This is a genomic window from Microbacterium sp. NPDC057658 (assembly GCF_042799975.1).
Classification (GTDB): domain Bacteria; phylum Actinomycetota; class Actinomycetes; order Actinomycetales; family Microbacteriaceae; genus Microbacterium.
Genome location: NZ_JBHVHT010000002.1, coordinates 65,193 through 88,105 on the forward strand (window position 1 = coordinate 65,193; position 22,913 = coordinate 88,105).

At 71.7% G+C, this 22,913-nt stretch carries 28 protein-coding genes and 1 tRNA gene; 12 read left to right on the forward strand and 17 right to left on the reverse strand.

Going from position 1 to position 22,913, the window contains the following annotated elements; translation table 11 throughout:
• Window positions 1-45 precede the first annotated feature (45 nt).
• Together ACFU8V_RS13600 and ACFU8V_RS13605 are read left to right on the forward strand one after the other, a co-directional pair.
• Window positions 46-513 (forward strand): MarR family winged helix-turn-helix transcriptional regulator, encoded by a 468-nt coding sequence (locus ACFU8V_RS13600; protein ID WP_025102533.1) that lies wholly within the window; start codon window positions 46-48, stop codon window positions 511-513.
• Between the two features lie 62 nt (window positions 514-575).
• The gene (locus tag ACFU8V_RS13605; RefSeq protein WP_378872072.1) at window positions 576-1,664 is read left to right on the forward strand and encodes an alkene reductase; all 1,089 of its coding nucleotides are present in this window, start codon (window positions 576-578) and stop codon (window positions 1,662-1,664) included.
• Window positions 1,665-1,680: 16 nt separating this feature from the next.
• Here ACFU8V_RS13605 and ACFU8V_RS13610 read toward each other — a convergent pair whose 3' ends face one another.
• On the reverse strand, window positions 1,681-2,466 hold the full coding sequence (locus ACFU8V_RS13610; RefSeq protein ID WP_378872075.1) for a DNA/RNA non-specific endonuclease: 786 nt from the start codon (window positions 2,464-2,466) through the stop codon (window positions 1,681-1,683).
• Window positions 2,467-2,509: 43 nt separating this feature from the next.
• Window positions 2,510-3,199, reverse strand: a complete 690-nt coding sequence (locus ACFU8V_RS13615) for a DedA family protein (RefSeq protein ID WP_378872078.1) — start codon at window positions 3,197-3,199, stop codon at window positions 2,510-2,512.
• Between the two features lie 195 nt (window positions 3,200-3,394).
• Between ACFU8V_RS13615 and ACFU8V_RS13620 the strand changes: the two genes are divergently transcribed.
• From ACFU8V_RS13620 to ACFU8V_RS13635, 4 genes are all read left to right on the forward strand, one after another.
• The gene (locus tag ACFU8V_RS13620) at window positions 3,395-3,544 is read left to right on the forward strand and encodes a hypothetical protein (protein WP_153245002.1); all 150 of its coding nucleotides are present in this window, start codon (window positions 3,395-3,397) and stop codon (window positions 3,542-3,544) included.
• 50 nt (window positions 3,545-3,594) lie between these two features.
• Complete coding sequence (locus tag ACFU8V_RS13625) at window positions 3,595-4,950, forward strand: aminotransferase class I/II-fold pyridoxal phosphate-dependent enzyme (protein WP_378872082.1); 1,356 nt, start codon at window positions 3,595-3,597, stop codon at window positions 4,948-4,950.
• A complete protein-coding gene (locus tag ACFU8V_RS13630; RefSeq protein ID WP_378872085.1) occupies window positions 4,947-6,194 on the forward strand; it encodes an aminotransferase class I/II-fold pyridoxal phosphate-dependent enzyme in 1,248 nt (415 codons plus the stop codon). Before ACFU8V_RS13625 ends, ACFU8V_RS13630 begins: the two co-directional genes overlap by 4 nt.
• A 14-nt stretch (window positions 6,195-6,208) precedes the next feature.
• A tRNA-Cys gene (locus tag ACFU8V_RS13635) sits at window positions 6,209-6,279 on the forward strand.
• A 31-nt stretch (window positions 6,280-6,310) separates the two neighbouring features.
• Here ACFU8V_RS13635 and ACFU8V_RS13640 read toward each other — a convergent pair.
• Window positions 6,311-7,162 (reverse strand): cupin domain-containing protein, encoded by an 852-nt coding sequence (locus ACFU8V_RS13640; RefSeq protein WP_378872088.1) that lies wholly within the window; start codon window positions 7,160-7,162, stop codon window positions 6,311-6,313.
• A gap of 121 nt (window positions 7,163-7,283) precedes the next feature.
• Between ACFU8V_RS13640 and ACFU8V_RS13645 the strand changes: the two genes are divergently transcribed.
• The gene (locus ACFU8V_RS13645; protein ID WP_374460427.1) at window positions 7,284-7,829 is read left to right on the forward strand and encodes a carboxymuconolactone decarboxylase family protein; all 546 of its coding nucleotides are present in this window, start codon (window positions 7,284-7,286) and stop codon (window positions 7,827-7,829) included.
• 65 nt (window positions 7,830-7,894) lie between these two features.
• Here ACFU8V_RS13645 and ACFU8V_RS13650 read toward each other — a convergent pair whose 3' ends face one another.
• Entirely contained in the window at window positions 7,895-8,608 is a 714-nt protein-coding gene (locus ACFU8V_RS13650; RefSeq protein ID WP_378872091.1) for a glutamine amidotransferase, read from the reverse strand.
• A gap of 26 nt (window positions 8,609-8,634) precedes the next feature.
• On the opposite strand from ACFU8V_RS13650, the gene ACFU8V_RS13655 reads away from it, so the two are divergent.
• A complete protein-coding gene (locus ACFU8V_RS13655) occupies window positions 8,635-9,315 on the forward strand; it encodes an HAD-IA family hydrolase (protein ID WP_378872094.1) in 681 nt (226 codons plus the stop codon).
• Here the strand turns inward: ACFU8V_RS13655 and gabT are convergent.
• Window positions 9,299-10,642: a 4-aminobutyrate--2-oxoglutarate transaminase gene (gene gabT / locus ACFU8V_RS13660; RefSeq protein WP_378872097.1), complete on the reverse strand. Its 1,344-nt coding sequence runs from the start codon at window positions 10,640-10,642 to the stop codon at window positions 9,299-9,301. The two genes, ACFU8V_RS13655 and gabT, sit on opposite strands and share 17 nt — an antisense overlap.
• 73 nt (window positions 10,643-10,715) lie before the next feature.
• Between gabT and ACFU8V_RS13665 the strand changes: the two genes are divergently transcribed.
• Window positions 10,716-11,495 (forward strand): YggS family pyridoxal phosphate-dependent enzyme, encoded by a 780-nt coding sequence (locus tag ACFU8V_RS13665; protein ID WP_025102522.1) that lies wholly within the window; start codon window positions 10,716-10,718, stop codon window positions 11,493-11,495.
• A gap of 6 nt (window positions 11,496-11,501) precedes the next feature.
• Here the strand turns inward: ACFU8V_RS13665 and ACFU8V_RS13670 are convergent, their stop codons facing one another.
• The 6 genes from ACFU8V_RS13670 to ACFU8V_RS13695 all read right to left on the reverse strand — a co-directional run bounded on the left by ACFU8V_RS13670 (window position 11,502) and on the right by ACFU8V_RS13695 (window position 16,515).
• Complete coding sequence (locus tag ACFU8V_RS13670) at window positions 11,502-11,708, reverse strand: CDGSH iron-sulfur domain-containing protein (protein ID WP_025102521.1); 207 nt, start codon at window positions 11,706-11,708, stop codon at window positions 11,502-11,504.
• Complete coding sequence (locus ACFU8V_RS13675) at window positions 11,705-12,751, reverse strand: iron-containing redox enzyme family protein (protein ID WP_378872102.1); 1,047 nt, start codon at window positions 12,749-12,751, stop codon at window positions 11,705-11,707. The genes ACFU8V_RS13670 and ACFU8V_RS13675 overlap by 4 nt, the downstream gene beginning before the upstream one ends.
• 104 nt (window positions 12,752-12,855) lie before the next feature.
• Window positions 12,856-13,725, reverse strand: a complete 870-nt coding sequence (locus ACFU8V_RS13680; RefSeq protein WP_378872105.1) for an endo alpha-1,4 polygalactosaminidase — start codon at window positions 13,723-13,725, stop codon at window positions 12,856-12,858.
• Complete coding sequence (locus ACFU8V_RS13685) at window positions 13,722-15,128, reverse strand: MFS transporter (protein WP_378872108.1); 1,407 nt, start codon at window positions 15,126-15,128, stop codon at window positions 13,722-13,724. The genes ACFU8V_RS13680 and ACFU8V_RS13685 overlap by 4 nt, the downstream gene beginning before the upstream one ends.
• Window positions 15,129-15,166: 38 nt before the next feature.
• Window positions 15,167-16,243, reverse strand: a complete 1,077-nt coding sequence (locus tag ACFU8V_RS13690; protein WP_378872111.1) for a YbdK family carboxylate-amine ligase — start codon at window positions 16,241-16,243, stop codon at window positions 15,167-15,169.
• Window positions 16,244-16,248: 5 nt separating this feature from the next.
• On the reverse strand, window positions 16,249-16,515 hold the full coding sequence (locus ACFU8V_RS13695; RefSeq protein ID WP_025102516.1) for a Rho termination factor N-terminal domain-containing protein: 267 nt from the start codon (window positions 16,513-16,515) through the stop codon (window positions 16,249-16,251).
• Window positions 16,516-16,636: 121 nt separating this feature from the next.
• On the opposite strand from ACFU8V_RS13695, the gene ACFU8V_RS13700 reads away from it, so the two are divergent.
• The gene (locus ACFU8V_RS13700) at window positions 16,637-16,801 is read left to right on the forward strand and encodes a hypothetical protein (RefSeq protein WP_164498167.1); all 165 of its coding nucleotides are present in this window, start codon (window positions 16,637-16,639) and stop codon (window positions 16,799-16,801) included.
• A 69-nt stretch (window positions 16,802-16,870) separates the two neighbouring features.
• Here the strand turns inward: ACFU8V_RS13700 and ACFU8V_RS13705 are convergent, their stop codons facing one another.
• The gene (locus ACFU8V_RS13705; RefSeq protein ID WP_370670658.1) at window positions 16,871-17,059 is read right to left on the reverse strand and encodes a CsbD family protein; all 189 of its coding nucleotides are present in this window, start codon (window positions 17,057-17,059) and stop codon (window positions 16,871-16,873) included.
• Window positions 17,060-17,292: 233 nt separating this feature from the next.
• Between ACFU8V_RS13705 and ACFU8V_RS13710 the strand changes: the two genes are divergently transcribed.
• On the forward strand, window positions 17,293-17,670 hold the full coding sequence (locus ACFU8V_RS13710) for a hypothetical protein (RefSeq protein ID WP_231729507.1): 378 nt from the start codon (window positions 17,293-17,295) through the stop codon (window positions 17,668-17,670).
• A 21-nt stretch (window positions 17,671-17,691) separates the two neighbouring features.
• Here ACFU8V_RS13710 and ACFU8V_RS13715 read toward each other — a convergent pair whose 3' ends face one another.
• Entirely contained in the window at window positions 17,692-18,039 is a 348-nt protein-coding gene (locus ACFU8V_RS13715) for a hypothetical protein (RefSeq protein ID WP_217316524.1), read from the reverse strand.
• A gap of 292 nt (window positions 18,040-18,331) precedes the next feature.
• On the opposite strand from ACFU8V_RS13715, the gene ACFU8V_RS13720 reads away from it, so the two are divergent.
• Window positions 18,332-18,823 carry an FBP domain-containing protein gene (locus ACFU8V_RS13720; protein ID WP_025102512.1) on the forward strand — a complete coding sequence of 164 codons (492 nt, stop codon included), beginning with the start codon at window positions 18,332-18,334 and terminating at the stop codon, window positions 18,821-18,823.
• Here ACFU8V_RS13720 and ACFU8V_RS13725 read toward each other — a convergent pair.
• Genes ACFU8V_RS13725 through ACFU8V_RS13740 form a run of 4 tightly spaced genes read right to left on the reverse strand, consistent with a single transcriptional unit; the run spans window position 18,820 to window position 22,774 of the window.
• A complete protein-coding gene (locus ACFU8V_RS13725; protein ID WP_249521629.1) occupies window positions 18,820-19,641 on the reverse strand; it encodes a PaaX family transcriptional regulator C-terminal domain-containing protein in 822 nt (273 codons plus the stop codon). The genes ACFU8V_RS13720 and ACFU8V_RS13725 overlap by 4 nt on opposite strands.
• Window positions 19,631-20,902 (reverse strand): aminotransferase class V-fold PLP-dependent enzyme, encoded by a 1,272-nt coding sequence (locus ACFU8V_RS13730; RefSeq protein WP_338566710.1) that lies wholly within the window; start codon window positions 20,900-20,902, stop codon window positions 19,631-19,633. The genes ACFU8V_RS13725 and ACFU8V_RS13730 overlap by 11 nt, the downstream gene beginning before the upstream one ends.
• Before the next feature lies 1 nt (window position 20,903).
• The gene (locus ACFU8V_RS13735) at window positions 20,904-21,923 is read right to left on the reverse strand and encodes a hydrolase (protein WP_378872117.1); all 1,020 of its coding nucleotides are present in this window, start codon (window positions 21,921-21,923) and stop codon (window positions 20,904-20,906) included.
• Entirely contained in the window at window positions 21,923-22,774 is an 852-nt protein-coding gene (locus tag ACFU8V_RS13740; protein WP_025102508.1) for a tryptophan 2,3-dioxygenase, read from the reverse strand. Before ACFU8V_RS13740 ends, ACFU8V_RS13735 begins: the two co-directional genes overlap by 1 nt.
• Window positions 22,775-22,913 lie beyond the last annotated feature (139 nt).

Here is a 22,913-nt window from a genome sequence, read left to right on the forward strand (position 1 = left end):
CCCGCGACCGCCTGCGGTCGCGGGGCTTCGCCGTACACTGGCGATATGCGCGCCTCGTCCGACGATCCCGCCGACGACGCTCCCCTCGACGATCTCGACCAGGCGGTCGCCCGCGTCGAGCACGAGCTCGGCCGTCTGTTCGCCCGCATCCGCGTCGGGTGGCGCGAGGCTGCCGCCACCGTGCATCCGGACCTCCAGCCGCTCGGGTACCAGGTGCTGACCTCGATCCTCGCCGGACGGGCGACCTCGGCGGGGGCTCTCATCGAGCGCCTGCAGACGGACAAATCCGCCGTGAGCCGGCAGGTGCGTCAGCTCGAGCAGCTCGGGCTCGTCGAGAGCATCCCCGATCCCGAGGACCGCCGCGCCCGGGTGCTGGTGGCGACCCCGCTGGCCGAAGAGCGCGTCGCTCTCGCCCGCTCCCGGTATGAGGGGCGCATCGGCGAGCGACTGCGCGGCTGGACGGCCGCCGACCTCGACCACTTCGCGAACCTCGTCGCCGATCTGGGCGGTTGATACACCGGAACACCTGGTCGATTCACGGGAATACAGCGGCCGGCCGTGTCCTTGGTCCCTCTGTGACTCTCTACGACTCCGCCGACTTCGGCTCGCTGCACCTGTCCAACCGCGTCGTCATGGCGCCGCTCACCCGCACGCGTGCGGACGCCGACGGCGTGCCGACCGCGATCATCGAGGAGTATTACCGTCAGCGCGCGGGGCAGGGGCTGATCATCTCCGAGGGCGTCTGGCCCGTCCTCGAGGGCAAGTCGTACCCCGGGCAGCCGGGGATCGTGACCCCCGCCCAGATCGACGGATGGCGACGCGTGACCGACGCCGTGCACGCCGAGGGCGGCACCATCGTCATGCAGCTCATGCACGGCGGCCGGGTGGGCCACCCGGAGATCTCCGGTGAGCCCCGCGTCGTCGCCCCGAGCGCCCTGGCCGCCCCCGGCCAGACGCGGACGCCCCAGGGCAAGGCCGACCTGCCGGTCGCGCACGCCCTCACCCTCGACGAGATCCCGGTGGTCGTCGAGCAGTTCGTCCAGGCCGCGCGGAACGCGATCGTGGCCGGCTTCGACGGCGTCGAGGTGCACGGCGCCAACGGCTACCTCGTCCACGAGTTCCTGTCTCCCGTGTCCAACGTCCGCGACGACCGGTACGGCGGCGCGCCGGAGAACCGCGCGCGCTTCGCGATCGAGGTGACCACGGCGGTCGCCGCCGCCGTGGGTGCCGACCGGACCGGCATCCGGCTCTCTCCGGCCCACGGCATCCAGGGCGTCATCGAGGACGACGCGGCCGACGTCCTCGCGACCTACACCGCGCTCGCCGAAGGGCTCGCGCCTCTGCGGCTGGCCTTCGTCGATGTGCTGCACCCCGAGCCCGCGGGAGAGCTCGTCCAGGCCATCCGCCGGGCGGCGGGCGCGCCGCTGATCGTCAACACCGGGTTCGGCGTCGAGACCACCCGTGCCGCGGCAGAGGAGCTGGTGGCCGAGGACTGGGCGGACGCGGTCGCGGCCGGGCGTCCCGTCATCGCCAACCCCGACCTCGTGGAGCGCTGGCGGACCGGGGCCGAGCTGAACGAACCGCGCCCCGAGCTGTTCTACGGTTCGACCGCCGAGGGGTACATCGACTACCCGTCCCTGGAGGTCGCGCGCGCCGGCGAGTGATGCGGAGCGCCCGCTGTCACACGACGATGTCGTCGGCCGTGTGCAGCGGGCGCCATCCGGTCTCGCGGATCCCGCGTCGGGGGAGGACGTCGGCGTCGGGCAGCGGGCCGAGGTCGACTCCGGTGAGGGTGGTGACCTCGGCGACGGGCACCTGGAAGGTGCGGAAGGCTCCGAGCGACGCGACGGCGAGGACACCCTCCCTGTTGTCGACGAGCTCTGTCTGGTCGAGGAGGAACGCGGCGGCGGCGAGTCGGCTCTCGGAGCTCCAGGCCGCGATCTTCCAGAACCGGAGGGGGATGCGGATGCCGCGGTACGGCGGGTCGGTGTCGGCGAGCACCGGGGCGGTGAAGACGGACAGGCGCCGTGCGGTCGTCTCGGCATACGCGAGCACGTGGTCCTCCAGCCCGAGCCAGAGGTCTTTCGACTGGTTGAAGACGGCCGCCTGCGGCGCCGCGTTGGGGTAGGTGAAGGTGGCTTCCATGGCCGCGCGGGCGTCGGCGCGCTCGCCCCAGCCCGGATCGCGGCGGCGCACGAGATGCCCGCGGTCGAGGTCGTTCCCCGCATAGACCGCTGGACCCGCCTGCTCCTCTGCGGGCACTCGCGGGTCAAGACGCCACTCACCCGTCCGGGGGAGATCCCGCAGGCGGGCGCCGTCGATGGTGACGGCCGTCACCGCGGCGAGCCGCCGCTCCGGGTCCAGCAGCACCGTGAACCGGGGAGCGGGGAGGGTGCGCACCGCCATCGGAGGCACGGGCAGGGGAAGCGGGATGCCGAGGAACCCGGGGTCGTAGCCGTCCGTCATGCCTCCATCGTGCCCCGGCCCGCCGACATCGGGTGGCCGCCGCTCAGGCCGGGCCGTTGTCCTCCGCGCGCCGTGCCGCGGCTTCCCGCATGCGGCGGCGGATGCGCAGCGCGATGAACACCAGGAGCAGCAGGATGAGCAGGCCGACGACCACGTCGGAGATCACGCCGCTCCACTGCTCGAGGATCGGCCGGATGGCGGGGCCGAAGGCGAACCCGAGGCCGATCCAGATGCCGTTCCAGACGGCCGACCCGAACAGGGTGTACAGCGTGAACTTCCACAGCGCCATGCGTTCGATCCCGGCGGGGATCGAGATGAAGGAGCGCACGAGAGGCACGCAGCGGCCGAACAGCACCGCGCCGCCGCCCCAGCGGGCGAAGAACGCCTCCGCCTTGTCGAAGTCGTCGTGGTCGAGGAGGGGGATGCGTCCGACGATGCGTCGGGTGCGGTCCCGGCCGACCGCCGCGCCGAGTCCGTACCAGATCCACGCGCCGACGAGCCCTCCGAGGGTGGCCGCGGCCCAGGCGCCCCAGGCGTTCATCCGGCCGTCGTAGGCGAGGAAGCCTGCCGCGGGCAGGATCGCCTCGGATGGGATCGGGGGGACGAATGTCTCGATGAGTACCGCGAGGCCGACGCCGACCTCGCCGAGGGTCTCTATCAGGCTGAGCACCCAGCCGATGAATCCGTCGTAGCCGGGGGCGGAAGCGGCGAGGGGCAGAGTGCCGGGGGTCATCGTGTCCTCTGTCGGGGGATCGCGGTGATCGTGCGGAGAGCGGGTCCGTCGGAGCGGACATCGCCTCTGCACGGTATCGCCCTTCCCTGGACCCCGCCTGCGTGCGCAGGGAGCGGGAGGAGCCGGCGTTGTCAAGGCGCTCGCCGCCGTCCGACGGTACGGAGATCATGGAACCCCATCGACCGAGGAGGCAGCATGACCGATCCGCGCCAGGACGAGACGACCGGGTTCCAGGGGGAGCCCCCGACCGCCAACAACGGAGAAGGCGACGCCCCGGAGGTCGACGTGACCGATCTGGAGCCGGAGGAGATCGAGGACGGCGTGGAGGTCGACGACCGTCCCTGATCGGTGGGGGAGGTTTTGACATAGGTCAAAATCTCCCCTACTGTCGAGTCATGGGCACGGCGGAGAGCAGAGACGGCGAGACCGATGCGATCAGCGGTGTCACCGCCGCCGAGATCTCCGAGAGCGTGCGCGACCTCGTCGAACGGGGAACCCTCGTCGCCGGCGACCGCCTCCCTCCTGTCCGCACCCTCGCACAGCGCCTCGGCGTCAACCGCAACACCGTGCTCGCGGCCTATCGCTCCCTCGTGACGGCGCGCATCGCGACCACCGGCGGGCGCACCGGCACGACGGTGCTCGGACCGGCTGCCACGCCGAATGAGGGCTTCACGCCCGGAACGGCCCTGCGTGACATCGCCAGCGGGAACCCCCAGGCGGCCCTGCTGCCCGATCTCGCCGCGGCCCTCGCGACGGTGCATCCCCGGTCCGTCCTCTACGGCGAGTCGGTGATCGACGCCGAACTCGCCGAGTGGGCGACGCGCTGGATCGCAGAGGACCAGCCGCGTCCCTTCCGGCTCTCGGTCACCGCGGGCGCCGTCGACGCCGTGGAGCGGCTGCTCGCCCAGACGCTCGTGCACGGCGACCGGGTGGGCCTCGAGGACCCCTGCTTCCTCTCCAGCATCCAGACCGCGCGGCTGGCCGGGTACACGCCCGTCGCCATCCCGGTCGACGAGGAGGGGCTGACCGTGGAGGGAGTGCGCGAGGCCCTGGAGGCCGGCGTGCGCGCGATCGTCTGTACGCCCCGTGCGCACAACCCCACCGGGGTCAGCACCAGCGCCGCCCGCGCTGCGGAACTGCAGGAGGTGCTCGCGCCCCATCCGCATGTCCTCGTGATCGAGGACGACCACTTCTCCCTGCTCGCCCCCACGCCCTACGCGAGCATCATCGGCCCGGCGCACGAACGCTGGGCCCTCGTGCGGTCGGTGTCGAAGTTCCTCGGGCCGGACATGCGCCTGGCGGTGACGGCCTCGGACCCGGTCACGGCGGAGCGGCTCGCCCTCCGGCTCAGCCCCGGGACGATGTGGGTGAGCCATGTCATGCAGCAGCTCGCCGCGGCCATGCTCCGTGACGAGGAGGTCCATCGGCTCATCGCGACGGCAGGCGCCCGCTACGTGGCCCGCAACCGGTCCTTCGTGGCGCTCCTCGCCGCCCGCGGAGTGGAAGCCTCCGGGGAGAGCGGCCTGAACGTGTGGGTCGACGTCCGCGACGACGCCGGCGTGGTCGCGGATCGGCTGGCGCGCCGTGGCTGGCTCGTCCGTCCGGGTTCCGAGTTCACCCTGGAGGACGATTCCGCCGGGGGGCGCCACGTGCGGGTGACCGTGCACGATCTCGACGACGCGGAGCTGCGCCGCCTCGCCGACGATGTCGCCGCAGCCGCCGGACCGGCCTCGACCGAGGAGGGCGCGTGACGCAGGGCGAGACGGCGGCTGTCTTCCGGGTCGGGCGGTCGTCGCGACTGGACGGCGTGCTCTACGACCTGCGCGGTCCGGTGGCGGAGCGGGCCGCAGAGCTGGAGGCCCGTGGCGAGCAGATCCTCCGCCTGAACATCGGCAATCCCGCCCCGTTCGGCTTCGAGGCGCCGCCGGTCATCGTGGAGGCGCTGCGAGCGGCGCTTCCCCGTGCCCACGGCTACTCCGAGTCCCCTGGTCTGCCGGAGACGCGCGAGGCGATTCGCGCGCACTATGCGCGCCGACCCGGATTCCCGGCCCTGGGGATCGATGCGGTGACCGTCGGCAACGGGGTGTCCGAGCTCGTGGACCTCACCCTGCAGGCGCTCCTGGAACCGGGGGACGAGGTGCTCGTCCCGAGCCCCGACTATCCGCTGTGGACGGCTTCGACCGTCCTCGCCGGAGGAGAGCCGGTCCACTACCCCTGCGTCGAGGAAGCCGGCTGGCGTCCCGACCTCGAGGCCATGGCTGCGGCGATCGGACCGCGCACGGTGGCCATCGTCATCATCAACCCGAACAACCCGACCGGGGCGGTGTACGACCGCGCGACGCTGGAGGGCATCGCCGACCTCGCCCGTCGTCACGGACTGCTCCTGCTCTCGGACGAGATCTACGACCGCGTCGTGTACCCGGGCTTCACGCACCTCTCCACGGCGCAGGTCGCGCCCGACGTGCCGTGTGTGACCTTCGCCGGACTGTCGAAGACGCACCGCGTCGCCGGATATCGGGCGGCCTGGGCGCTCACGACAGGGTTCGCCGCAGATGACGCCTTCCTCTCCGGAGTGCGGCTGCTCGCCTCGATGCGGATGTGCGCGTCCGTACCGGCGCAGCATGCGATCACGGCGGCGCTGGAGCACGACACGTCGCTCGACGCCCTCGTCGCGGAGGAGGGGCGTCTGACGGTGCAGCGCGACGCGGCGACGGCGGCGCTGCGGGAGATCCCCGGTGTCGAGGTGCAGGAGGCCGGTGGTGGGCTCTACCTCTTCCCGCGGCTCGATCCGGAGGTCTACGGCATCCAGGACGACGAGCGCCTGGTGCTCGACCTCCTCGATGCGGAGCGCATCCTCCTGGTGCACGGGCGGGCCTTCAACGGCGCGGACTCCGACCACGTGCGCGTCGCCTTCCTGCCCGAGACCGAGGTCCTCGTCGACGCCGTGCAGCGCTTCGGCAGGTTCCTGCAGGGGTACTCGCCGCCCCGGAACTGACGCCGCCCGAACCCGGTGGAGTGACCGAGTGGCCAGGTCGCGGTCCGCAAGACCGTGTACGCAGGTTCGATTCCTGCCTCCACCTCTGAGCGGACACCCGCGGCCGGCGGGTGAGTTCAGGCCGCGAGGCCGAGCCAGGCGCGCGGCGAACGGCCGAGCCGCTGGGCGAACGCGCGGGAGAACGCCGACGCGCTGGCGTAGCCCAGATCGGCGGCGACCGCGCTCACCGACATGCCGGCACGCAGCTGCTCCTGGGCGATCGTGAGCCGCCACTCCGTCAGGTAGTCGCCCGGCGCGCGGCCGACGACCTCTTTGAAGCGGGCGGCGAAGGCACTGCGCGACATGGCCGCGGTGCGCGCGAGCGTGTCGAGGTTCCAGGGCTCGCCGGGTGCTTCGTGCATCGCCACGAGCGCGGGTGCCAGACGCTCGTCCGAGAGACCGGGCAGCAGTCCCGGGGGAAGCGCCAGCTCGCCGGAGTGGTCGAGCATCCAGCGGAGGAGCTGGATGAGCACGACCTCGAACATTCGGTCGGCGAGCAGGGGACGACCGCAGCGCACGTTGTCGACCTCGGCGAAGAGGAGGTCGAGCGCAGGCGCGAGGGTGGACACCTCGTAGAGCGGCAGGACGATCACGGAGGGCAGGGTGCGCACGAGCGGGTGGGTGGCCCCGCCGTCGAAGTCGATCGTGGCGCAGGCGAAGTCGGACTCCTCGGTCGGGGCGTTGAGGAAGGTGTGATCGATCGGGCGGGGGAAGAACAACAGGCTCGGGCGGGTGATGGTCTCGCGCTCGATGCGTCCGTCCGGGCGCTGATGCGTCACCTCCATCTCGCCGCGCCGCAGCACGTGGAGGAAGCCGTGGCCGGCGCTCGCCGCGAAGACCGTGGTGCCGCAGAGCGGTCCGGTGTGGAACAGGCGACTGCGCACTCGGAAGCGGTCGAGCAACGGGGTGAGGCGGTCGAGCGGCGGCATTCCTCCATTCTCTGGACGATGTGTCATGAATGCAAGATCAAATGATACGTATCGTACTCACTGCCGCGGAAGACTGAAGGGGAAGCCGAACCCGGCTCGTCTCGAAACAAAGGAGCATCCCATGCCCAACGTCCCTCTCGTCGACCGTGAGACCGCTACCGGCCCCGTCAAGGACCAGCTCGAGCGGATCGGCTCCGCCTTCGGCGCCGTCCCCGCCATGTTCCGCGCGGTCGCGAACTCGCCTGCGGCCCTGACCAGCATGTGGAGCGCGTTCGGCGCCTACGGTGGGGGCACGCTCGGTGCGGCCCTGGGTGAGCAGATCGCCGTCGCCGTCGCGAACCGGAACTCGTGCGGGTACTGCCTCGCCGCGCACACCGCGCTCGGCAAGAAGGCCGGCCTCTCGACCGAGGTGCTCGCCGCCGCCCAGGATGGCACCTCCGAGGATCCCCGCACCGCGGCGCTGCTGGCCTTCGCTCTCAAGCTCGTCGACGAGCGCGGCCAGGTGACCTCGGCCGATGTCGACGCCCTCCGCGCGCACGGCTGGAACGACGAGCAGATCGTCGAGACCATCGGCCAGGTCGCGCTGAACCTCTTCACGAACTACGTGAACATCGCGCTCGACGTGCCGATCGACTTCCCGACGGTGCCGCTGCGTCGCGCCGCCTGAGGTCGAGGGGAGCAGGGGCCGGATTCGCTGGGGGTCCGGCCTCTTCCGCTGCCCCGGCCGGCTCGCTAGGCCTCGACCGCATCCAGCCAGTCGGTGAGGACGCGGGTGGCGAGCGTCTCGAGCCGGGGGCCGAGGGTGCGTGCCTGCTCCCGGATCACCCGCGGATCGATGCCGTGGTGATGCAGTTCATGGGCGTGGCCGATGAGCCAGCGCTCGATGACGCGGTGGTCGGCTTCCAGGTGGAACTGGAGGCCGAGAGTGCGCCCCACCGCGAAGGCCTGATGCGGGAAGCCCGGGGTGTGCGCCAGGGGCTGCGCCCCGGCGGGGATCGCGAACTCGTCCCCGTGCCAGTGCAGCACGGGCTCGCCGTCGAGCGGGGCCAGGACCGACTCCCGGCCCTCGGGCGTCAGCGTGAGCGGACCGAAGCCGATCTCGACCGCGCCGGTCGGCCGGACCGCTGCGCCCAGGGATTCGGCGAGGAGCTGCGCGCCGAGGCAGACGCCGAGCGTGGCGCCGCCGCTGTCGAGTCGCGCCGCGACGGCGGCCTTCGAGGAGCGCAGGAACGGGTAGCGATCGTCGTCGTACACCCCGATCGGACCGCCGAGGACGATGAGCAGGTCGGCTCCGGCGACGGCGTCTGCGTCGAGTTCGTCGATGCCGGCATCGAGGAGGGTGGTCTCGTAACCGCGCTCCGCCAGCAGAGGAGCGAGGATCCCGAGGTCTTCGAAGGGGACGTGGCGAACGGCGACGGCCGTGCGGGGCGTTCGGGACGCGGACATGCACTCTCCTCGGATAGATTTGACCTATGCCAAAAATAGCACAGGAGGTTCAGGGCTCCGAAGTGATCGTGCACGCCGCGGGGGTCCTGTTCGACTGCGATGGCGTGCTGGTGGATTCGGTCCCCTCGGCGGCGATCGCGTGGGACGCCTGGGCCCGCCGGTACGCCCCGGGATTCGACTTCCTCCGAGACGCCCCGCACGGCATGCGACCGAGTGAGGTGGTCGCGGCGATCGTCGGACCGGAGCGGGCCGCCGAGGCGACCGTCGATCTCCTCGCGCGAGAGCTCGCCGTCGCCCCGGCGACCACCGGGATCCCGGGGGCCGCTGCCCTGCTCGCTGCGCTGCCGTCCGAGCTCTGGGCGGTCGCGACGAGCAGCAACAGGGCGGTCGCGACCGCGCGGATGCGGGGTGCGGGCATCCCGGCACCCGCCCTGCTCGTGGCCGCCGAAGACGTGGACCGCGGCAAGCCCGCTCCCGACCCCTACCTCCGCGCCGCGCGTCTGCTCGGGCGGGACCCGCGGGACTGCGTGGTCTTCGAGGACTCGGCACCGGGGATCCGTGCGGCGCGGGCGGCCGGCGCGGGGCTCGTGGTCGGAGTGGGCGCCGGCGCTGCGGCGGCCCACCCCGACCTGATCGTGCACGACCTCGCCCGTGTGCGCTGGAGCGGCGAGGCGCTGTACCTGCGAGTGCTCAGCGGAGCGCGCTGAGGGCCTCGTCGATGACGTCCACCGCGACGTCGAGCTGCTCGTCCGTCGTCGTGAGCGTCGGCAGGAAGCGGATCACGTTGCCGTCGCTGCCCGCGGTGAGCAGCAGGATGCCGCGCTGGGCGGCGAACTCCGAGACCGTGGAGGCGGCCCCGGCCAGCGGTCGCGTCGTGCCAGGGGTGCTCAGCTCGAAGGCCTGCATGGCACCGATCCCACGGACGTCGCCGACGACGGCGTGACGGGCGCGCAGGCCCTCGAGCCGCGCGGACAGGTGCGCGCCGATCCGCCGGGCGTCCGCGAAGAAGGTCCCGTGCTCCAGCTCGTCGAACACCGCGAGGGCGGCGGCGAGCGAGACCGGGTTTCCGCCGAACGTGCCGCCGAGGCCGCCCGGGTCGGGTGCGTCCATGATCTCGGCGCGACCGGTCACCCCGGCCAGGGGCAACCCGCCGGCGATGCCCTTCGCCGTGAGCACGAGGTCCGGAACGAGGTCGAAGTGCGTGCTCGCGAACCATGTCCCGGTGCGCCCGAGGCCCGTCTGGATCTCGTCGGCGATGAACACCACGCCGTTCCGCGTGCACCACTCCTGCAGGGTCGGCAGGTAGCCCGCGGCAGGGACGACGAAGCCGCCCTCGCCCTGGACGGGCTCGGCGATGACGGCGGCGAGGTCGTGGACGCCGATGCGCTGTTCGAGATGGGCGATCGTGCGCGCCGCGGCCTCCGTCCCGTCGAGGCCGTCCCGGTAGGGATAGGAATTGGGGACACGGTGGATGTCGGGAGCGAACGGGCCGAACCCGGTTCCGTACGGCGCCGCCTTGTGGTTCATGGCGAGCGCGAGGTTGGTGCGCCCGTGGAACGCGTGGTCGAGGGCGGCGACAGCGCGCCGTCCCGTGTGTCTCCGGGCGATCTTCACCGCGTTCTCGACGGCTTCGGCGCCGGAGTTCGCGAAGGCCGTGCGGGTCTCGTGGGTGCCGGGCACCTTCTCCGCGAGCAGCTCCGCGAGGCGCACGTAGCCCTCGTACGGGGTGACGGTGAAGAGCGTATGCGTGACCCGATCGAGCTGCTCGGCCGCGGCGGTGACGGCGGCGAGGTTGGTGTGGCCGATCGTCGTCACGCCGATGCCGCTGCCGAGGTCGAGGAAGCGGTTGCCGTCGACGTCGGTGACCCAGGGGCCGTCGGCGTGCTCGATGTAGACGGGGAGCACGCTGCCGACGGCGCGGGGGACGACCCGTCGCCGGCGCTCGTGGAGCGCCCGGCTCCGCGGCCCTGGGATCTCGGTGCGCAGGCGCGGAGCCGTCAGTGCGGTGTCGGAGAACAGGCCGGGTGCGGACATGAGAGGGCTCCTTCGCGAAGGGGGTGTCGGCGGGCGCGCGACGTGGTCCCGAAGCTATGTTAGATTTTGACCTATGTCAAAGTCTGAGCCTGTCGGAGACGGCGCCGCGCGCTACCCGACGGCCGTCACCGCCGCGGATTTCCGTGCCAACCTCGCCGCCGTCCGCGCCCGTATCGACGCCGCCGCCGAGCGTGCGGGACGGGAACCCGGTGCGGTGCACCTGCTCCCGGTGAGCAAGACCGTCCCGACCGAGCGGGTGCGGGTGGCCATCGGCGCGGGGCTGCGTCGCCTCGGGGAGAACAAGGTGCAGGAAGCCGTGCGGAAGAACCGGGAGACGGCCGATCTCGACGTGGACTGGGTGGTCATCGGCCATCTGCAGACGAACAAGGCCAGGGACGTCGCCTCGTTCGCCGCGGAGTTCCAGGCGCTCGACCGGCTCCGGGTCGCCGAAGCCCTGGACCGGCGCCTGCAGGCCGCAGGGCGCAGCCTCGACGTGTACGTGCAGGTGAACACCTCGGCCGAGGACTCGAAGTTCGGGATGCCGCCCGACGAGCTTCCGGGCTTCCTGAAGGCCCTGCCGTCCTACGGTGCCCTCCGTGTCCGCGGGCTGATGACGCTCGCGCTGCTCACACCGGACGACGCCCGGGTGCGGGAGTGCTTCGCGCTGCTGCGCACTCTTCGGGACAGGGCGCGCGAGGAGACCCCCGAGCTCATCGGCGACGGCGCCCTCTCGATGGGCATGTCCGGAGACTATGAGATCGCCGTCGAGGAGGGGGCGACGTGCGTGCGGGTCGGGCAGGCGATCTTCGGTGCGCGTGCCGTCCCCGACAGTCACTACTGGCCGGAGGGTTGACCCCGCTCAGTCCTCGGTGCGGAAGCCGGCCGCCTTGTGCGTGCCGTCGCAGAAGGGCTTGAGCGCGGAGAGCCCGCAGCGGCACAGGGCCACGGTGCGTCGGCGCGGGTCGATCACCGTGCCGTCGCTCGCGTGCAGCTCGATCTCGCCGCGCACGAGCAGCGGGCCGTCGGGGTACGCGGTGACCGTGACCGGTTCGTCCCGGCCGCTCATGCGGTCGTCCTCTCTCGCAGTGCCGAGCGCCCTTCGCTCCAGGCGTCGAGGGTGTGGGCTCCAGCCCAGCCGTCGACCGTGAGGCACGCGGCCGCGCCGAACAGGATGTCCGCCAGCAGTTCCGGACGGTCCTCGGCGAGGCTGCCCGCGAGGTCACGGGCGGCGATCTGCTCGTGCACCGCGTCGGCCTCCACATGCTCCTCGAAGTACGCGGCGACCTCGTCGGCGAACCCCAGCCGGTGCAGGCCGTCGGCGTAGAACCGGCACGGGATGGACGAGGTCATCTCGTAGGCGGCGAGATGACCGACGATCGCGCCGACGAGCCGGCGGTTGAGTCCGAACAGGCTCATCATGTTGTGCGAGGCGAGCGTGATCGCCGGGGCGTCGTCGACATAGGCGCCGTAGGTGTCGTCGAGTCCTGCGGCGCGCAGGGCTCGGGCGTAGAGCTCCGCATGCACCCGCTGCGGGCGGCCGCCGCCGTACTCGTCCGACTGGATCTCCACGAGCGCGGCCTTGGGGCGCCCGGTCAGCCGCGGAATCGCCCACGAGTGCGGATCGGCCTCCCGCAGCGTGTACACCGATCGCAGGATCAGGGACTCCTCGGCCTGCTCGCGGGTGGCCTTCCTGGCGATGTGGCGCGACAGACTGGGGCCGGTGTCCGCGGCAGCGAGGGCGAACAGGGCGCGACCCACGGCGTCGACCGTGGGTTCGGGAAGCTCGGGCACCGGCACGGTGTCACGCACTGCGGCCTCGAAGGCGTCCTCGAGGATACGGCGTGCCGTGACCACCCCGGCATCCCACTCGAGACTCGCATCCAGCTGCGGAAGCGATCCGTAGGAGGACGCGTAGAGGACGAACAGGGCGAGCTGGATGTCGTCGTCCCTGACCACGTCGTCGCTCGCGGCGACGGCTGCGGCGGCGAGGTCGGGGAGGGTGGCGGCGTCGTCACCGCGACCCGTGAGGACACCGACGACGGCGCTCGACAGGGGGCCGCGCGGCGAGAAGGCGACGGCGGTGTCGGCGTCGAGGGCGGAAACGGTCATGAGGAGGGGCTCCCATCGGATCGATCACCCGCATCCTCACCCGCGCGAGCGGAGACCACCAGGGACTTGACGCCGAGGCGCTCGGCAGGCAAGCGCGCCCGCCGTCACGGGCACCCGGCGAACACGTACCCCTCCTCGTCCGGAGTGACGAGGTCGCGATCGCGGAGCACTGTCGACGCCGGGGTGTCCGGGTCGGCACACAGCTCCGCGAACGGCCGAGGGAGCTGATCCGTGTACTCGATGTCGATCACGTGCGGCCCGTAGACCGCGGTGTACGCGCCGCACTCCGCGTAGGCGGCGCACTCCTCCGTCACGGCGAAGTCGAAGCCCGCGCGCTCCTTCAGGGCGTCCGCATGTTCGGCCGCGTTCTTCTGCCCGGCGGCGAGCCCGACGCCGTGCGCCGCGTCGACGAAGAGCTCCGCGAGGGCGAGGTTGTCGTCCAGGCTCAGGGCGCCGTCCGCGCGCGAGAACGAGTCGAGGTTGTCGAACTCGACCGCCTGGAAGCCGGAGTCTGCACAGCCCTCGATCCACGGGATCACGATCTCGGCGATGCGGGACCGCTGTGCCGCGCTGCCGGTGTCCAGGAGGGCCTCGTCGGGCCAGTCGGGATCGACGACCACCTCGTCGCCGTCGTGCAGGAGCAGGTCGTCGGGCCAGGTGTCCAGCTCGCCCGGCTGGGTCTGGAAGCCGTTGACGTAGCAGACGGAATAGAGGCCGGCGGCGGGCTCCGCGCTGCGGTCGCGGGCGACGATCCCCACACCCTCGGGCGGGTCGTAGGCGCCGCCGAGCTGGTAGTCCGGGAGGGCGGCGGTCGGAGGCAGCGCGACAGCGGCCGACGGCGCCGTTCCCTCCGCGGGGAGAGTGGACGGAGCGGTGCAGGCGGAGAGGGCGAGGATCCCGACCGCGACGAGGGCCGTCGGCGCCAGGGAGACGCGTGCGCTGCTTCGACCGCGCGGGGGACGAGGGAGGCTCATCGCGGCTGAGGCGTCGGCTGGGCGGGGGCGTCGGCGGGCGGGGCCGCGGCCTCCGAGGGGTTCCGGCGGATCCCGATCCACGACACGACGCCCCCGAGCACGAGGAGCGCCGCCGTCACCCAGGCCGCGTTGTGGAACCCGTCGAGGTCGAGGGTGCCCCCGACGATGGTCGACAGCATCGCGACCACGAGCAGACCGGCGACGCGGGAGACGGCGTTGTTCACGGCGGAGGCGATGCCGGAGTGGTTCTCGTCGATGGCGCCGAGGATCGCGGCCGTCAGCGGGGCGACGGTGAGCGACAGGCCCAGGCCCATCACGATCATGGCCGGGAGCACCTGGGCCCAGTAATCGAAGGCGGCGTTCACGGTCAGCAGCATCAGCGCTCCGACGGCCATGATCAGCGGTCCGACCGTCATGAAGATGCGCGGGCCCCAGCGCCCCGCCCACCCGCCGGCACGGGAGCTCAGCAGGATCATGAGGATCGTCATCGGCAGGCTCGCGAGCCCCGCCGCCGTCGCGCTGAGTCCCGCCCCCTGCTGGAGGTAGACGCCGACGACGAAGCCGTTGAGGGAGAGCGCGGCGTACACGAACAGCGTGGCGAGGTTGCCCCACCCGAAGTCGCGCACCCGGAACAGCCAGAGCGGCATGAGCGGCGAGGCCGAGCGGCCCTGGCGCCACAGGAAGACGGCGAAGAGCGCGGCCCCGGCCACGGCGGGGATCCAGATCGCGGGGGAGGCCCACCCGAGGTTCGGCTGCTCGATGAGGGCGAAGACGATGGCGCCCAGCCCCAGCGCGCACAGTGCACCGCTCCACCAGTCCACGCGGACGCCCCGCGGGTGCTCCGGCAGATGCAGGCGGGCGAGCAGCACCAGCGTCACCCCGATGGGGAGGACGTTGATGAGAAAGACGAAGCGCCAGGACAGGAAGTCGACGAAGAGCCCGCCGAGCAGCGGACCGACCAATTGAGCGGCCGTGGTGAAGGCGGTCCAGACGCCGATGGCCCTCGCCTGGAGGTCGCCGCGCATGGTCGCGGTGATGAGCGCGAGGGAGCTGGGGACGAGCAGGGCCCCGGCCGCCCCCTGCGCCCCGCGGGCCACGATGAGCATGAGCGGGTCGATCGCGGCGGCGACCGCGACGGACGCGATGCCGAAGGCGATGAGGCCGATCCGCATCACCAGCACCCGTCCGTAGGCGTCGGACAGGGAGCCGGCGAGCAGGATCAGCGCGCTGAGGGTGATGAGGTACGCGTCGACGACCCACTGCTGCGTGGTGATCCCGCCGCCGAGCTCCTCGCTGATGGCGGGAAGGGCGACGTTCACCACTGTCCCGTCGAGGAACGTGACGAACGAGGCCAGCACGGCGATCGCGATGACGAGCCGCTGGAGCGGGGCGAAGGATGACACAGGCCGACCCTACTCCGGGCGACGGACGCGAGGGCCGGTCAGTCAGCCGGTGTTCCGGTACCTTCCTGCAGGAGCCGTCGGAGCGCGGGGAGCCCGTCCCGTGCGTGCGCCGCCCGCTGCCGTGCCGCGCCGGTCCCGTCGGCCCGTATCCGGGCGAGGCCCGCCCGCACCGCGTCCGCATCGCCGAGCTCGTCCAGCACCGGTCCGATGTCGTCGAGAAGGTGCTCCGCCACCGTCCAGGCCGGGGCGATCTCGCCCGTGAGCGGATCCAGGAGGCGGGCCGTCATCCCGGCTCGGGACGCCATCCAGATCGACGCGTCGATCGTCTCCGTCTCATCGGCGACGATCCGCTGCCCAGACGACAGGGCGATTCCGCGGGTCAGCAGCGCGGAGAGGACGGCGTCCTCCGCGGTGAGCTGCGTGTCCGCGACGCGCGCCTCCACGGTCGGGTAGCGCTCGGAGAGGCGCACCGCCCAGGAGAGGGAGGTCGCCTCGCCGATGGTCCCGAGGTCGAGGAGCTGGTCCACGCGCGTGCGGTAGTCGTCGACGTCGGCGAACCGGGGCGGACACCACGACGAGGGGAGTCGGCGGATGAGCATGCTCCGCCAGCTCGCGAAACCCGTGTCGAGACCGTTGCCGAACGGGCTGTTCGTGCTGAGGGCGAGCAGCAGGGGCAGCCACGCGCGAAGCCGATTCAGAGCGCGGACCCGCTCCTCCTCGTCCGGCACCTCCACGTGCACGTGCAGGCCGTTGACCTCGTGCTCGCGGGTGAGGTGCGCCAGCCGTCGCGCGACGTCGTCGTAGTGCGCCGACGGCGAGAGGCGCGGCGAGCGGAGAGTGGTGAACGGCGCGCCGGTCGGTGCCGCGATCGCGCGCCGGACGCGGGCCTGCCTCCCGATGGCCGCGCGCAACGCCGTCAGCTGCTGGACGGCCTCGGCGCCGGTGCGTACCGGATCGGTGAGGGCCTCGACCTGCGAGGCCAGGTACTCGGTGGTCACGCGTCCGGCGGTGACGTCATCGCCGATGCGCTCCAGGATGTCACCGCTGAGGGCGACGGGGACGAGCGAATCCTCATCGAGCAGAAGGAACTCCTCCTCGATCCCGAAGCGCGTCATCCGGGTCAGTGGTTTCGCAGTTCGGAGATGAGCTCGGCCTTGCGCTTGCCGCTGTAGCCGGTGAGACCCAACTCCTTCGCGCGCTTCCGCAGCTCGGGAACGGTCCAGTCCTCGTAGTCCCCGTGCTTCCCGCCGCGGCGGCCGACCGAGCTGCGGCCGTCTCGTGCGGCCGCGTTCGAGATGCGGGCGGCCTTCTCCTTCGAAGCCCCGTCGTCGCGGAGCTCTTCGTACAGCTCCGGATCCTTCAGCGAGTTGTTGCGTCGTCCTGGCATTGCTCTGCTCCTTCGCGCATCGGGAGGGTCCAAGTCAACCCCCTCCAGAGAGGGTGTGGTTCGGGTCTAGCGTGAGGTCACCGCAGTCGGGCGCCCGCGCCCCCAGAGAAGGGAAAGACCGATGAACATCCTCCTGATCATCGTCATCGTCATCGCCGTGATCCTCGCGATCACCGGAGGACTGGTGCAGTCGCTCCAGTTCCTGCTGTGGGTCGGTCTGGTGCTCCTGGCCATCGCCGTGATCGCCTGGCTGATCCGAGCGATCACCGGCAGCCGCAAGGTCTGACCCGAGTGCGGAGGGGGAGGCTCGCCATCGGCGAGCCTCCCCCTCTTCATGGGTTCAGCGGGTGGGGGATCAGCGGTTGAACGCGTCCTTGACGCTGTCGCCGGCCTTGCCCGCGGCGTCCTTCACGTTCTCGCCGGCCTGCTTCGCGTCGGCCTTCACCTGATCCGCCTGGCCTTCGGCCTCGAGCTTCTCGTTGTCGGTGAGCTTGCCGAAGCCTTCCTTGACCTTGCCACCCAGCTTCTCAGCGGAATTCTTCATGTCATCTGCGCCACTCATAAGAGGCTCCTCTCCTGGACGGATCGATTTCTCTTCGAGCGTCGCACCGGCGTCGCGGTCCGTCCACGGGATTGACATTCACCGACGGGCGTGTCAGCGTTCCGCCCCCATCGACTCCCGCCCGCACAGGGGTTAGCCTGGCGCCAGGCGGGTGTCCTGCCCGTCGTCCTGGACGAAGGGAGCGGTGTGCGATGGACGCGATGATGATGGGTGCCATGTCCAAGAACATGGAGTCGATGCCGGACATGGCGATGATGGACATGTCGGTGCTCCAGGCGTGTATGGACGCGTGTGCCGCCTGCGAGCAGGCCTGCACGGTGTGCGCGACGCAGGAGATGGACTGCGCCCCCGCGTGCATGAACTGCGCGGACATGTGCCACACGATGATGCGATCGATGCTCCGCATGCAGGGGATGACCCCGGCCACGATGATGGCGATGCTGGACGCCTGCATCGCGATGTGCCAGATGTGCATGGACGAGTGCATGCAGCATGCCGATCACAGCGACGTCTGCCGCCTCTGCGCTCAGGCGTGCCAGGCCTGCATGAACGCGTGCATGGCGGTCCGCGACATGATGATGGCGAGCGCCTGACCCGAGGGGATCAGGCCCTCGTCACACGACGGCGACGTTGAAGCGGGTGCGTCCCACGGCGAGCACGGCGTAGTCGAGGTGGAGGGCGACCGGGCTGCCGATGGTGGCCTCCAGCGCGGCGCCGGAGCCGTTCCACAGCGTGTGCGTGGTGCCGTCGAGCGTGCGGACGACGAGGTCTCCGGCGACCGGATCCGCCGCGATCACGAACGCGTCCGCCCATCGCGCCGGGGTCGCCGCGGCGAGACGCTCCTGGATCAGGTGCAGGGCGTGGCCGGGGGCCGACGAGGAGCAGCGGCCGCCGTTCCTGCACATGCACGTCGCACGCTCACGCACCTCGAGGGGCGGACGGCGGTGCAGCGGCGTGGACACGGGGACTCCTTCGGATCGGCGTCCGGCCAGAGTACGTCGACGAGGTCGGGATCCCGCAGCGCTCCCGACACGCGACGAAACAAACGGGTGTAGGCTCGCCGGGTGCTGTCGTCGATGAGTGCCCTCGGGGCGCGGAGCGGAGCTGCAGGCGCGTTCAGCGCCGCAGGCAGAGGCTGAGGACCGGCCGGAGGCGGAACCCCGTCCCCGGTGCTGCGTCGTACCCCGGCATCGTCCGGGTGATCCTCCGATCCGTCTCGCCGTTCCGGCGATCACACCGAAAGCTCTTCCCCTCATGCGTCCCATCGACGAGCGCGCCCTGCGCGCCTCCTTCTGCAACGCCTCCCGCAAGGAGGTCTCCGACATCACTCTGCCGCCCGGCTTCGCCGAGACCGATTTCGACCGGCTCGACTACCTCGGCTGGATCGACCCGAAGCTGCCCCGGCGCGCCTATGTCGTCGTGTGGATCGACGACGAACCCGTGGGCGTCGTGCTGCAGCGCGCCGAGCAGCGCGTGCTCGCCCGCGCCCAGTGCTCGTGGTGCGAGGACGTGACGCTCCGCAACGACGTGCAGCTGTACGTCGCCCGACGCGCCGGGGCCGCCGGCCGCAAGGGCGACACGGTCGGTGTGCTCGCGTGCGCGGAGTTCGGCTGCAACGCGGCGGTGCGCAAGCTCCCGCCGCTGGCCTATCCGGGGTACGACCGCGAGCTCGCGCGCGAGATGCGGATCCTGCGGCTGCAGGAGCACGTGACCGGATTCGTGCGCGAGGTCGCCCGGACCGACTAGGCCGTCACGGCGCGGACATGCGCGAGGGCGGGTGCCGCCCACGCCGCCGACAGCCGGGCGAACGCCTCGAAGCTGCGTCCGCCCGGCCAGTCGGCCGGCAGCATCGCCGGGGGCAGTCCCGGATCGGTGTAGGGCAGCACCCGCCAGCGGTCGATGAGGTGCACGTACGCGGGGAACGGCGCATCGGGGAGCGCGGTGAGCGAGGCCTGGAAGGCTTCGTGCTCGCCGCGCAGCGCGTCCAGGTCCCACCACGCCGCCGCGGCCTCGGCCAGCGTGCCGGCCGGGGCGGGGGCCGACGCGTCGAACAGCGTCGCCCAGCGGCGGGCACCGAGCTCGTCGAGGATCTGCTCCGCCTCCGCCCTGAGGTGCCCGGGGCAGATCCACAGGGCGGGGGAGACGACGCCGGCGCCGATCCACTGCAGGCGCCGGCGCAGCTGATGACGCACGCTGCGCGCACTCTCCGGGATCGAGAACGACACGAGGCACCACGGATCGTCGTCGGTCATCTCCTGCATCCGGAAGATCCGGCGGTCGCCGCGCTCCAGCATCGGCACGGCCGCCGGGCTCAGCCGGTAGCCGACGGCGTCGCGGCGCTCCGGCAGGAGCAGGCCCTTCTGCTTGAGACGGGCGATGCCCGTCCGGGCGGGAGCGGCGGGGATGCCGAGGTCGGCGGCCAGCGCCACGAGATCGGCGGCCGAGATCCAGCCTCCGAGCGGGCGCAGATACAGGCCGATCAGGGTGCGCAGGAGCGAGGCGGTGCTGCCGGGGCGGGCGTCGATGTCATCGAGCACGACCGGCGCCGCGGGGTCAGGAGACACCGGACTCCAACGCATCCCTGACCGCGAGCACCCCGGCGACGGTCTCGGCGTGCGAGGTGCTCAGCGGCGACAGCCCGAGCCGGATCCCGTCCGGGAAGCGGAAGTCGGGGATGACGCCGTCGGCCCAGAGCCTCCGGGTGACCTCCCGGAAGTCGGGGTGGCCGATCGTGATGTGTCCGCCGCGTCGCGCCGGGTCGCGAGGGCTGAGCAGGCGGACGTCCAGCGGCGCGAGCAGCTCGTCGTACGCCCGGACCGCGAGCGCGGTGAGCGACTCCGACTTCGCGCGCACGCCGTCGATCCCCGACTGCTCGATGAGATCGATCATGCTCTGCATCGCGAGCATCGAGGTCACCGGCGGCGTGCCGCTGAGGAGCTGTCGGATGCCGTCGGCAGGGACGTACTCCGGGCCCATGGCGAAGATGTCGGCTGCGCTCCACCAGCCCTGGATCGGCTGCCGCAGCAGGCCCTGCAGGTCGTGGCGGAGGTAGGCGAACGCGGGCGATCCCGGGCCGCCGTTGAGGTACTTGTAGGTGCAGCCGACGGCCATGTCGACGCCCCAGTCGTCGAGCTGCATCGGCACGACACCCGCCGAATGGCAGAGGTCCCACAGCATGAGCGCCCCCGCGTCATGGGCGACGGCGGTGATGGCGGGCATGTCGGCGAGGGCGCCGGAGCGGTAGTCGACGTGGCTGAGAGAGACGAGCGCCGTCCGTTCGGAGACCACGGCGGCGACGTCGTCGACCGTGACGCCGTGTACCGGATCGGGCGTGATCCAGCGCAGCGTGGCCCCCATCTCCGCCGCGACGCCCTCGGCGAGGAACCGGTCGGTGGGGAAGTTCCCCTCCTCGATCACGAGCTCCGTCCGCCCCGCGGGTCCCTGAGCCGCGCCCCTGGGTCCCTGAGCCTGTCGAAGGGCCCCCCGCATGAGCTTGTACAGCAGGACGCTCGTGGAGTCCGACACGACCGTCTGCCCCGGCCCCGCGCCGAGGGTGATGGCGCCGATGCGGTCTCCGAGCTCCATCGGCAGGGCCATCCACTGTTCGTCCCAGGAGCGGATGAGGCGTGTGCCCCAGTCCTCGCGCACGAACGCGGCGAGCTTCTCCGGCACGTCGCGCAGCGGGCGGCCGAGCGAGTTGCCGTCCAGATAGGCGGTGACGCCCGGGGCCTCGACGAACGCGTCGAGGTGCGCGGCGAGCGGGTCGGCGGCGTCCAGGGTGCGGGCGGCGTCGAGGAGGGCGGTGTCGGCGGAGCGGTCGGTCATGTCACACCTTCAGGTCGGCGGCGGTGAGGGGGCGGGCGGCCAGGGGATCGGCGGATCCCGGTGGCAGCAGGAGCAGGAGAGAGCGGGGATCGAGCGGGTCGACCGGCGCGAGGGCGCGGAGGAGGGTCTCGTCGTCGAGCCCGGCGGTGCGGAGGGCACGGACCTCGTCGGGGTTCAGGTCGACGGGGGTCGGGCCGTTGCCCATGTCGGTGCCGTAGCGGACGGTGCCGCCGGCGGCATGGAAGCGGGCGACGTTGTCGATCGCGATGGCCCTCGCGGCGGGGTCGTGGATGGCGAGGGTGCTGATCCAGGAGGCCCGGACGGCCTGCTCCGCGATCTCCTCGTCATCCAGACGCTCGGTGAACGGGGCGTGCGCGAGCTGCGTCGCTCCGAGGCGGACGACGCGCTGCGCCTCGCCGGTGCCCTCCGCATGGGCGACGACGGGGAGGCCGTGCGCCACGGCGAGCTCGACGATCGCGCGGAAGAGGGCGTCGGAGAAGACCGGGCCGGCGGTGCTGTTGCTCGCGACCTTGATGAAGGACGCGCCCGACGCCGCCATCTCCGCCACGGCGGCCGCCGCCCCGGCGGGGTCCGCGATCTCCCGCACCGATCCGGCCGGAGCCCATGCCCGATCCGAGGGGTAGCCACCCGGCGAAGTGAGGAAGGCGCCGGCGTACCGGACGGTTCGCAACTCAGGAGAATCCGGCCCCACCGTGCGCGAAACCGCGCCGGCGCCGCCTCCGTCGGCCAGTTCTCCTGCATTGTGGACGGCGATAGACGCGACGGTCGACGGGTCGCCGCCGAGGTCGACCACCCGCCCGAGGCGCGACGAGGCGAGGAGCGTGTGGTCGACGAGTTGCAGATGCACGTGGTGGTCGGTGAAGCCGCCGACGATGCGTCCGACCAGGGCTGGGGTGCCGGGGGAGGGCGCCTCGTCGCGGAGCTGGGGGCGCCCGTCCGCGCCGAGCCCGACGACGCCGTCGCGCCAGCGCTCGCCGTCGAAGAACGTCGCCGCGAGCATCAGGAGCCGATCTCGGTGCGGACGGTGTAGAGCTCCGGGAAGAACGTCAGGTCGAGGGCGCGCTGCAGGAAGCCGACGCCGCTCGATCCACCCGTGCCGACCTTCATCCCGATGGTCCGGGACACGGTCTTGAGGTGACGGAAGCGCCAGAACTGGAAGTTGTCCTCGAGGTCGACGAGGTCCTCGCAGGCCTCGTAGAGGTCCCAGTGGGTGCGCGGGTCCTGGTAGATCGCGCGGATGGCGGGCACGAGGGCCGGGGTCTCGCGGTACGGCTCCCGCACGTCCCGGTCGAGGATCTCGCGCGGGACGGGGAGGCCGCGGCGCGAGGCGTAGCGGAGGAACTCGTCGTACAGCGTGGGCTTCTCCCACTCGGCGGTGAGGAGCGCGAGGTTCGCGGGGTGGTCGCGGAAGACGCTCAGCATCTTCTCGTTCTTGTTGCCCAGCGCGAACTCCACGGCGCGGTACTGCACCGACTGGAAGCCGGACGAGTTGCCGAGCGCGCCACGGAACTGGGCGTACTCCGTCGGGGTCAGTGTCGCGAGCACCGACCACTGCTGCGTCATCACGTCCTGGATGCGCTTGACCCTGGCGATGCGCTTGAGGGCGTCGCGCAGGTCGTCGGCCGCAAGCAGCTCCCGCGCCGAGCTGAGCTCATGCAGCAGTTGCTTCAGCCAGAGCTCCGTCGTCTGATGCTGGATGATGAACAGCATCTCGTCGTGGTGCTGCGGGTCGCTCACCGGGTGCTGTGCCGTGAGGAGCTGGTCGAGCGCGAGGTACGAGCCGTAGGTCATGCGACCGGAGAGGTCCGTGACGATCCCGGACTCGAGTGCGCGTTCGTTCTCGGTGTGCATCTCGTGAACATATCATTTCCGTGCCGGTCGTCACAGAGACGTTATGTCCGAATCCCGACGCATCAGCACGACCCGGCGACGGTGGCACGGGTATCCGGAGGGTTCGGTCGTGCACCCGTGCCCGGCTCGTGCATCCGTG

Excerpts from the sequence above, each read along its gene's own strand:
- ACFU8V_RS13600 (WP_025102533.1), top strand. The coding sequence starts at position 46 with ATGCGCGCCTCGTCCGACGATCCCGCCGACGACGCTCCCCTCGACGAT.
- ACFU8V_RS13610 (WP_378872075.1), bottom strand. The coding sequence starts at position 2,466 with ATGACGGACGGCTACGACCCCGGGTTCCTCGGCATCCCGCTTCCCCTG.
- ACFU8V_RS13615 (WP_378872078.1), bottom strand. The coding sequence starts at position 3,199 with ATGACCCCCGGCACTCTGCCCCTCGCCGCTTCCGCCCCCGGCTACGAC.
- ACFU8V_RS13620 (WP_153245002.1), top strand. The coding sequence starts at position 3,395 with ATGACCGATCCGCGCCAGGACGAGACGACCGGGTTCCAGGGGGAGCCC.
- ACFU8V_RS13625 (WP_378872082.1), top strand. The coding sequence starts at position 3,595 with ATGGGCACGGCGGAGAGCAGAGACGGCGAGACCGATGCGATCAGCGGT.
- ACFU8V_RS13640 (WP_378872088.1), bottom strand. The coding sequence starts at position 7,162 with ATGCCGCCGCTCGACCGCCTCACCCCGTTGCTCGACCGCTTCCGAGTG.
- ACFU8V_RS13645 (WP_374460427.1), top strand. The coding sequence starts at position 7,284 with ATGCCCAACGTCCCTCTCGTCGACCGTGAGACCGCTACCGGCCCCGTC.
- ACFU8V_RS13650 (WP_378872091.1), bottom strand. The coding sequence starts at position 8,608 with ATGTCCGCGTCCCGAACGCCCCGCACGGCCGTCGCCGTTCGCCACGTC.
- ACFU8V_RS13655 (WP_378872094.1), top strand. The coding sequence starts at position 8,635 with ATGCCAAAAATAGCACAGGAGGTTCAGGGCTCCGAAGTGATCGTGCAC.
- gabT (WP_378872097.1), bottom strand. The coding sequence starts at position 10,642 with ATGTCCGCACCCGGCCTGTTCTCCGACACCGCACTGACGGCTCCGCGC.
- ACFU8V_RS13665 (WP_025102522.1), top strand. The coding sequence starts at position 10,716 with ATGTCAAAGTCTGAGCCTGTCGGAGACGGCGCCGCGCGCTACCCGACG.
- ACFU8V_RS13670 (WP_025102521.1), bottom strand. The coding sequence starts at position 11,708 with ATGAGCGGCCGGGACGAACCGGTCACGGTCACCGCGTACCCCGACGGC.
- ACFU8V_RS13675 (WP_378872102.1), bottom strand. The coding sequence starts at position 12,751 with ATGACCGTTTCCGCCCTCGACGCCGACACCGCCGTCGCCTTCTCGCCG.
- ACFU8V_RS13680 (WP_378872105.1), bottom strand. The coding sequence starts at position 13,725 with ATGAGCCTCCCTCGTCCCCCGCGCGGTCGAAGCAGCGCACGCGTCTCC.
- ACFU8V_RS13690 (WP_378872111.1), bottom strand. The coding sequence starts at position 16,243 with ATGACGCGCTTCGGGATCGAGGAGGAGTTCCTTCTGCTCGATGAGGAT.
- ACFU8V_RS13695 (WP_025102516.1), bottom strand. The coding sequence starts at position 16,515 with ATGCCAGGACGACGCAACAACTCGCTGAAGGATCCGGAGCTGTACGAA.
- ACFU8V_RS13700 (WP_164498167.1), top strand. The coding sequence starts at position 16,637 with ATGAACATCCTCCTGATCATCGTCATCGTCATCGCCGTGATCCTCGCG.
- ACFU8V_RS13705 (WP_370670658.1), bottom strand. The coding sequence starts at position 17,059 with ATGAAGAATTCCGCTGAGAAGCTGGGTGGCAAGGTCAAGGAAGGCTTC.
- ACFU8V_RS13710 (WP_231729507.1), top strand. The coding sequence starts at position 17,293 with ATGTCCAAGAACATGGAGTCGATGCCGGACATGGCGATGATGGACATG.
- ACFU8V_RS13720 (WP_025102512.1), top strand. The coding sequence starts at position 18,332 with ATGCGTCCCATCGACGAGCGCGCCCTGCGCGCCTCCTTCTGCAACGCC.
- ACFU8V_RS13730 (WP_338566710.1), bottom strand. The coding sequence starts at position 20,902 with ATGACCGACCGCTCCGCCGACACCGCCCTCCTCGACGCCGCCCGCACC.
- ACFU8V_RS13735 (WP_378872117.1), bottom strand. The coding sequence starts at position 21,923 with ATGCTCGCGGCGACGTTCTTCGACGGCGAGCGCTGGCGCGACGGCGTC.
- ACFU8V_RS13740 (WP_025102508.1), bottom strand. The coding sequence starts at position 22,774 with ATGCACACCGAGAACGAACGCGCACTCGAGTCCGGGATCGTCACGGAC.